Here is a 6,235-nt window from a genome sequence, read left to right as displayed (position 1 = left end):
CCGCCTTGCCCTGGAAGAACAGCTGCGCGCCCTCGTTGTCGTTGGCGGCGTTGGCGCTGCTGTTGACGCACTTATGGTCGTGCAGCTGGGCCACGTAGCCGAGCGCGCGTTCCCAGGCGGGGTCGGTCATGGGGGCCCTGCCCGACAGCACGTCCTGGTAGGACTGCTCGCCGACGACCCGGGAGACCAGGTGGGACAACCAGTTGCCGGCGGCCCACAGATCCTTGTTGCCCGAGGCGATCGGGGTGACGCCCTTGGCGTTGAGCGTGTCGCAGGCCGTGAGCAGCTCCTCGAACGTCTTGGGCGGCTGCACGCCGGCGTCGGCCAGGATCTTGGTGTTGTACCAGAGGACGTTGGTGACATCGGCCGCGAACGGCACCATGACCGTCTTGCCGTCGACCGTGGTGCGCTTGTACGCCTCGTCCGGGATGAGGCCCTTGAGGGGGCCTGTGGTGACTTGAGAGGAGATGTCGGCGGCGAAGCCGTCCTTGACCCGGGTGCGCAGGCGGTCGCCGGCCCACTCGAAGTAGACGTCGGGCGCCTGCCGGCCGTTGAGCAGGTTCTGCAGGCCGATGGTCTGGTAGAGGTCGTCCTCCTGGAAGTTGAGCTCGACCTTGGCGCCCGGGTGTGCCTTCTCGTACTGGGCCGCGACGTCCTTCCACACCTTGATCTGCTCCTCGCCGGGGGAGCTCATCGCGATCCGTAACACTTTGTCGGTGGCCGCGCTCTGCCCGCCGCCACCGCAGGCCGACACCAGCAGCATCAGGGCGAGCGCCCCGGCCGTCCTGTTCACCATGAGAACTCCTCAAGACAGTCGCCGAACACCCGCTTGGGTGCGGGGCGACGGGGGTGCGGTCGTACGTTTCGACGAGCGGTGGCCAGCAGCGCCAGCGCGCCCCGCTCGAACTCCTCCAGCCAGGGCCGGGCCTCGGCCACCAGCGCGCAGCCGGTAGGCGGCCAGATCCGCGCCGTCCCCGACGACGTCGGCCAGGGCCCGCTCCCAGCTCTCCTCCGGGTCGTAGCCCTCCGGGTCGCGCAGGTAGTCGGCGACCGTGGCGAAGGCGATCTTCGATGACTCGTAGAGCTCCATGCCGTTGGCCACGACACCGGTGGCGAACCGGTACAGGTGCCGGTCCCTGCCCCGGTACGGGCCGATGTGCAGCTTGTGACCCATCGCGACGTCGTTGACCGGGTAGTTGTCCCAGTAGAGCGGGGCCCGGTTCAGCGCGCGGGCGACGGCCGCGGCGTCGGCCAGGTCGATGGTGGCCGAGCAGATGCTCCGGCCGGTCCAGAACAGGTCGATCCGGGCGTCGATCAGGCCGAGGGCCCGGACGTACGGGTCGTCGCCGGCGGCCCCGGCCTCCATGGCCCGCTCGAACGCCACGCACAACGCCTGGACGTCGCCGGCCTCCCGCCACGACGGCCGGTCGGCCTTGGGGGCGTGGACGTAGGTGTTCATGCCCCGGGCGCCGAGGAAGCCGAGCAGGTCGAGCCGCTGCTCGTGACTCCATGGACGGCCGTAGAACCCTTCGATGACCCCGCGGACCGCAAAGCCTGCTGACTTCATGAAGACAGTAAAGAGTCTTTATCCCATCTAGGCAAGAGTCTTTACCAGACTTCTCGAACGGGAGGACACGGTCGTGTTCATGGGCATGACGGCCGCCGAGTGGCGAATCCGGCTCGCAGCCGCCGCTCCACCGCCTCGGACGTCGCGCCGAGGCGGTCCAGCCCGTGCAGGGCCGACCCCACGATCGGCGGCGCGTCCAGCACCCGGACGTCCACCCCGGGCAGCCCCTTGCCGATCCGGGCCAGCAGCCGGGCGTCCCGGCCGGCCAGCACCCCGCCCCCGAGCACGACGGGCACGCTCACCCCGCCCCAGTCCAGCCGCTCGATCGCCGCGCCCGCCCAGGCCGCGACCTCGTCGCCCAGACGCTCCACCAGCGACACGGCGACGGCGTCCCCTGCCGCCGCCACCTCGAACAGCACCGGCACCAGCTCGTGCAGCCGCTCCTCGGGCAGGTGCCCGAGGTGGAACCCCACGCACACCGAGGTGACGTCCGGCAGGCCGAAGCGGGCGGCCACGGCCTGGCGCAGCAGGGTGCGCGGGCCGCGGCCGTCCTCGTCGCGCACGGCCCACCACAGCACCTCCTCGCCCAGCCATTCCCCGCCGCCCCAGTCGCCCGAGCGCCGGCCCAGCGCCGGCCACCGGGCGACCTGGCCGCCGGGGCCGCGCGCCACGCAGTTCATTCCGCCGCCGCACACCACCGCCACGCCGTACGGCACGTCCGCCCCCGCCCGCAGGATCGCGAAGGTGTCGTTGTCCACGACGACCTGGGGCGCCCACTCCCGCGCCTCGACGGCCCGCTGCAGGATCTCCTGCTCGACCGGCAGGTCACAGTGCGCCAGGAACGCCGACACCCGAGAGGCCACGAACCCGCGGCGGCCGCCGTCCGGAGGCGGGTCCGCCCGCCGTACGGCCGCCGCCACGAGGTCGGCGAGCAGGCCGATCGCGGCGGGAAGCCGCGGCCCGTGCGGCTGGAACCCGCCGCCGCGCACCCAGGCGAGCAACTCGCCGTCGGCGCCGACCAGCGCCACGTCGGTCTTGCTGTTGCCCGCGTCGATCGCCAGGACCGCGGGCCCGGTCACGAGGCCCAGACCTGGTGGGCCGCCAGCAGCCGGTCGGCCAGCCCCTGCGCCAGGTCGTACTGCCCCACCAGCGGATGGGCCAGCAGCGCCGCCTCCACGTGCGCCCGATCAGGGCGGGACGCCGCCCGCACCGCCAGCTCCTCGTACGCGCTGACGTGCGCGATCAGCCCCGCCTGCAAGGGCTCCACCGCCGGCACGGCCAGCGGGACGGCCCCGGCGGCGGTGATCCGCGCCGGCGTCTCGATCACCGCCGAGGCGGGCAGGAAGGGCAGGGTCCCCTCGTTGCGGACGTTGACCACCTGCACATCCCCCCGGTCATGGAGCAGCGAGGCGAGCAGGTCGACCGCGGCCGTCGAGTAGAACGCGCCGCCCCGCTGCTCCAGGAGCTCCGGCTTGTCGTCCAGCGCCGGGTACATCTCCAGCAGCCGCCGCTCCAGCTCCAGCACCTCCTGCGCCCGCGTCGGACGCCCGAGCTGCTCGGCCACCACCTGGTCGTGGGCGTAGTAGAAGCGCAGGTAGTAGGAGGGCACGACGCCCAGAGCGGTGATCAGCCCGGCGGGCAGCTCGCACTCGGCGGCCAGCTCGGCGACGTGCCGCTCGATCAGCCCCGGCAGCACGTCGACCCCGTCCACCCACGCCGAATGCTCCCACGACAGGTGATTGAGCCCGACATGTCCCAGCGTGAGCTCCGCGGGCGCGCAGCCGTGCAGCCGGGCGAACAGCCGCTGGAACCCGATGGCCACGTTGCACAGGCCGACGGCGCGATGACCGGCGTCGAGCAGGGCGCGGGTGACCAGCCCGACGGGGTTGGTGAAGTCGATCAGCCAGGCGCCGGGGGCGAGGACGCGGACCCGGTCGGCGATGCGCAACACTTCGGGGATCGTCCGCAGGGCCTTGGCCAGGCCGCCCGCGCCGGTGGTCTCCTGGCCGACGCAGCCGCACTCCAGCGGCCAGGTCTCGTCGCCGTGCCGCGCTCGCTGGCCGCCGACGCGTAACTGCAGCAGCACGGCGTCCGCGCCTTCGACCGCCTCGTCCAGGCCGGTGGTGAGTCGGACGCGTCCGGCCCTGCCGCGCAGCATGCGGGTGGCCAGGCCGCCGACGACGGCGAGGCGTTCCTCGTCGGGGTCCATGAGGACGAGTTCGTCCAGCTCCAGGGCGGCCAGGCCGCCGGCCAGCTCGGGGGTGTAGGTCGAGCCGCCGCCGACGACGGTGACCTTCATCGGGTCTCCGCCCCGGACCCGGCGGCCTTGGCCGCCGCGGAAGCCTTGGCCGCGGCCGAGATGCGGCGGGTGGCGACCGACTCCCTCAGCAGACGCGTGCCGTGGGCCAGGCCGCCGGTCAGCACGGGCGCGTTGCCCAGCGCCGAGACCTCGACGGCGGGCGGGTGGCGCAGCATGCCCGCCAGCGCGGCGCCGATCTCCGGCAGGATGCTCGCGCAGGCCAGCCCGATGCCCCCGCCGAGCACGACCAGCTCGACGTCGGCGACCCGGGAGATGGTGGCGATCCGCGACGCGATCCGCCGGGCCTCCTCGGCGACGATGGCCGAGGCCAGCCCGTCCCCCCGGGACGCGGCGGCGAAGATGGCCTCCGGCGTGGCGTCGAGCCGCAGCGTGGTGTCGCCGTCGCGCAGACCTGCCGCGATCCAGGCGCGGGCCCATTTCATCAGCGCGTCCCCCGAGGGGCTGTCGGGCAGCTCGTCCTCGCCGGGGGCCGGGTCGTCGACCTCGCCGGCGGCCCCCCGATGCCCTCGATGGGCCCGGTCGCCCAGGATCAGCCCGGCCCCGACGCCGGCGCCGATGGACAGGAACGCGAAGTCGGCGACCCCACGCCCGGCGCCCAGGGCGTGCTCGCCGATCACCGCCAGGTTGACGTCGGTCTCGACCTCGGCCGGCACGCCGAGCGCGGCCTCCAGCCCGGACCGGATCGCCATGCCCTCCAGCGCGGGCCGGTTGCTCTGCCGGATGACCCCCTCCTCGGGATCCACCACGCCCGGCACCCCGGCCGCGACCAGCTCGATCCCCCCGCCGCCCGCCGCCGGGCCGCCGGGGGACAGGGTGTCGCGGACGGCCACGGCGGCGCGCAGGATCGTCGCCGGGTCGGAGTCGTCGATGCGTTCGTCGTGCCTGGCCAGCATCGTGCCGCGCAGGTCGCACAGCGCGCCGCGGACGAAGCGGGTGCCGATGTCCAGGGCCAGGACGTGGGCCAGCGTGTGGACCGGCTCGAAGTAGACGGCGCCGTAATGCATCTCGCCGGGCGGTTCGGCCTGGCGGACCAGGCCGGCGGAGGCGAGCAGGTCGAGGGCGTTGGCCACCGTCGGCTTGGTCATGCCGGTGCGGCGGCTCACCTCGGCCCGTGAGATCGGCGGGTCGGCTCGAATGGCCTCCAGGACCACGGACGCGTTGATCTCGCGCAGGGTGGTGAGCGTCGCATGCTGGGACATGGCCCGAATTCTAGTAAAGACTCTTGCCCGGATGCAATAAAGACTCTTTACTGTATCTCGCAGCCCCCTCATCCGGAGGAACCCCATGGCACGACTCCAGAACCTCCTGCTCGCCGCGACCGTCGCGCTCGGCGCGGGACCGGCCGTCACCGCCGCACCCGCCTCGGCCGCCACGGTCGTCGACCCCTTCGTCCTCCAGGTCGGCGCCACGCTGCCGGCTCCGCAAGGCAGGATCGCCGCACTCGCGGCCGGCCCCGGCGGCGTCGTCGCCGCCGCCCACGACAAGGGCCTGGCCCGGTACGCCGCCGGCGCCTGGACCTCCCTGTCGGCCACCGCCGCCCACAAGGTCGTCTGGCGCGGCGACGACCTCGTCGCCCTCACCGCCGGCGGCCTGCTGACGATCAGGAACGCGGCGAAGGCCGGCCAGAAGGCGGGGGAGGGCGACGAGGTCGCCAAGGGCGCCGATCGGCTGCCGCCGGGCGTCGATCCGGCCACGGCCCTGCTGCTCGGCGGCGACGACGTGATCCTCGTCCAAGGCGACCGCCTCTACCGCAAGGGGCCCGGCGGCTCGTGGCGTCCCGACCGGCTGCCCGGACAGGCCACCGCCGCCGCCCGCGCCGCATCCGGGGCCGTCGCCGTCGCCATCGCCACCGGCGTCTTCGAGCACACCGGCCGGTCGTGGGCCCAGATCTCACCCGCCCCCGGCACCACCCACCTGGCCTACGACTCCAAGGGCCGCCTCTGGCTGGCCGGCCCCACCGGCCTCACGCTGCGGGACGGCGCCACGCTCAAGCAGTACGGCCCCGCCGAAGGGCTGCCCATGCTCGGCTTCACCGCGATCGCCCCCGGCGCCGGCGGCGACGTCTGGCTCGGCACGGCCAAGGGCGCCGTGCACTTCGACGGCGTCACCTGGGAGTACCGGCAGGGCCGCCGCTGGCTGCCCGACGACGCGGTCGCCGCGATCACCGTGGACGGGAACGCCAACGCCTACTTCGGCACCGCCACGGCCGCCGGCGTCATCGAGGCCCGCCGGACCACGCTGGCGGAGAAGGCGGCCGTCTACGAGCAGGCCATCGACGCCCGGCACAAGCGCACCCCGTACGGCTTCGTCGAGGGCATCGGGCTGGCCAGGCCGGGCGACCTGACCCA

At 73.8% G+C, this 6,235-nt stretch carries 6 protein-coding genes; 1 reads left to right on the top strand and 5 read right to left on the bottom strand.

Annotation, left to right across the window (positions count from 1 at the left end):
- From ACWCSD_RS45520 to ACWCSD_RS45500, 5 genes are all read right to left on the bottom strand, one after another.
- On the bottom strand, positions 1 to 796 hold a 796-nt coding region (locus ACWCSD_RS45520; protein ID WP_449924810.1), incomplete at its 3' end, for an ABC transporter substrate-binding protein.
- Between the two features lie 9 nt (positions 797 to 805).
- Positions 806 to 1,567: a beta-N-acetylglucosaminidase domain-containing protein gene (locus tag ACWCSD_RS45515; protein WP_449924807.1), complete on the bottom strand. Its 762-nt coding sequence runs from the start codon at positions 1,565 to 1,567 to the stop codon at positions 806 to 808.
- 77 nt (positions 1,568 to 1,644) lie between these two features.
- Positions 1,645 to 2,646 (bottom strand): N-acetylglucosamine kinase, encoded by a 1,002-nt coding sequence (locus tag ACWCSD_RS45510; protein ID WP_397162611.1) that lies wholly within the window; start codon positions 2,644 to 2,646, stop codon positions 1,645 to 1,647.
- Positions 2,643 to 3,866 carry a 6-phospho-beta-glucosidase gene (locus ACWCSD_RS45505; RefSeq protein WP_449924802.1) on the bottom strand — a complete coding sequence of 408 codons (1,224 nt, stop codon included), beginning with the start codon at positions 3,864 to 3,866 and terminating at the stop codon, positions 2,643 to 2,645. Before ACWCSD_RS45505 ends, ACWCSD_RS45510 begins: the two co-directional genes overlap by 4 nt.
- The gene (locus ACWCSD_RS45500; RefSeq protein ID WP_449924799.1) at positions 3,863 to 5,086 is read right to left on the bottom strand and encodes an ROK family protein; all 1,224 of its coding nucleotides are present in this window, start codon (positions 5,084 to 5,086) and stop codon (positions 3,863 to 3,865) included. The genes ACWCSD_RS45505 and ACWCSD_RS45500 overlap by 4 nt, the downstream gene beginning before the upstream one ends.
- 85 nt (positions 5,087 to 5,171) lie before the next feature.
- Here ACWCSD_RS45500 and ACWCSD_RS45495 point away from each other — a divergent pair.
- Positions 5,172 to 6,235: hypothetical protein (locus tag ACWCSD_RS45495; RefSeq protein WP_449924796.1), on the top strand; the 1,064-nt coding region annotated here is incomplete at its 3' end.

It is taken from the genome of Nonomuraea sp. NPDC001684, assembly GCF_053596515.1.
This window is presented reverse-complemented; position numbering and strand designations above follow the sequence as displayed.